At 39.1% G+C, this 1,519-nt stretch carries 3 protein-coding genes and 1 pseudogene; 3 read left to right on the top strand and 1 reads right to left on the bottom strand.

Features of this window, described 5'->3' with window-relative positions; genetic code table 11:
* From F6K49_RS48065 to F6K49_RS48055, 3 genes are all read left to right on the top strand, one after another.
* Positions 1-233: DUF2281 domain-containing protein (locus tag F6K49_RS48065; RefSeq protein WP_293109686.1), on the top strand; the 233-nt coding region annotated here is incomplete at its 5' end.
* Complete coding sequence (locus F6K49_RS48060; protein WP_293109684.1) at positions 230-619, top strand: type II toxin-antitoxin system VapC family toxin; 390 nt, start codon at positions 230-232, stop codon at positions 617-619. The genes F6K49_RS48065 and F6K49_RS48060, both read left to right, overlap by 4 nt.
* Positions 620-787: 168 nt before the next feature.
* A complete protein-coding gene (locus F6K49_RS48055) occupies positions 788-988 on the top strand; it encodes a hypothetical protein (RefSeq protein WP_293109682.1) in 201 nt (66 codons plus the stop codon).
* Positions 989-1,339: 351 nt separating this feature from the next.
* On the opposite strand, the pseudogene F6K49_RS48050 reads toward F6K49_RS48055, so the two are convergent.
* Positions 1,340-1,519, bottom strand: a pseudogene (locus tag F6K49_RS48050) (hypothetical protein); the annotation flags it as partial.

Below are 1,519 nucleotides of genomic sequence, written 5' to 3'. Positions count from 1 at the left end.
CCATGACTATTGACACAGAAATTTTACAAACAGTGGAGAAAATGCCAGAATCCCTAAAACAAGAACTGCTCCATTATGCCAAGTATCTGATGGCAAACTACTCCCAAGATATTTCCCCAGAGCAGCATGCTGTTAACAAACGTCGTTCAGGTATCTTAAAAGGAACCTTTGTTCTACCATTGCCTGATAATTTTGATGAACCATTAGAAGATTTTAAGGAATATATGGAATGAGCTCTTTCCTGTTAGACACTCATGCATTTATTTGGTTATCTGAAAATGACCCAAATTTGCCTAATAAACTAAGAGACATGATTGATGCAGCGGATAGGGTTTATCTTAGTATTGCTAGTCTCTGGGAAATTGCAATTAAGTTGAATCTTGGTAAGTTATCACTGCAACGAAGTTATCAAACCATTGAATCTGAACTTCAATCATCAGATATTAGTTTACTACCTATTTCATTTATCGACACCTTGCAAATTTCTAATCTACCCCTACATCATCGTGATCCATTTGATAGAATGTTGATTGCTCAAGCCATGAATAGATCTCTGGTTTTAATTAGTCGGGATAATAAATTTGATGCTTATCCAATTCAAAGACTATGGGTTATTTAACTGACTAATAAAGCTGACAATTTTAAAGATATACTACCCGATTCTCTTACAGATAATCGCTTTTTTAACTAACCCTAAAAATCTCCAAAAAAACTTTTAAAAACCCTTGACAATTAAAAATATAATCATTACAATAATCAATATTAATCCAAGTTGAACTTTTTCACAATGTCAGAACAATTTACTCGCAATTTCAAGAAACAACCGACTCACCACACTCTCAAAGGTCCTCGTGAATCAGTAATCAATAGTATGCAGATGCTTTATGCCCTAGGCTATGCAGAGATTGCCGAGTGGACCCCTTTCGAGCCGACCGAGATTCCAGGAGAAGTAATAACTACCATGACCAAGTATTGGTTGTTGCCATAACACCTTAACTTTCGGGGGGGTTTCCCCCCCTTGGCCCAGGGTTTCGGAAATTTCTGACATATGTGATTGAAATAGCCGTGGATAGTATTTCTACGGCTATTTTTTTTGGGAATTAAAAATTAAGAATTAAGAATTTAGAATCGGGAATCGGGAATCGGGAATCGGGAATCGGGAATCGGGAATCGGGAGTGGAACTGGCATCTTGCCAGTTTCAATATATTTCCGGGCGGGCAGGATGCCCACTCTACTCCTATTCAGCGCGAAGACTGAGGTTGAGGGGAATTTAATTTAGCGATCGCACTTCCTAAACTCATAAATATGGCGTTGCTGAATTAAGGAATGAATGCGCGATCATTTGGTTTTACTAAAGCCCCCTAAATCCCCCAATTCTGGGGGACTTGTCTTGATGCAGTCGCTCATGGGGGAAACCCCCAAGACCGCGCTGCATCGCTTGATAGTTTTGTTCCCCCCAGAATTGCTATCCATTAGGCAAAAGTAGTCGAAACAGTGATAGAGACTAGGATTTAGGCA

It is taken from the genome of Moorena sp. SIO3I6, from assembly GCF_010672095.1.
This window is presented reverse-complemented; position numbering and strand designations above follow the sequence as displayed.

Bases quoted from the DNA above. Each gene is read 5' to 3' on its own strand.
- F6K49_RS48060 (WP_293109684.1), top strand. From the start codon at position 230: ATGAGCTCTTTCCTGTTAGACACTCATGCATTTATTTGGTTATCTGAA.
- F6K49_RS48055 (WP_293109682.1), top strand. From the start codon at position 788: ATGTCAGAACAATTTACTCGCAATTTCAAGAAACAACCGACTCACCAC.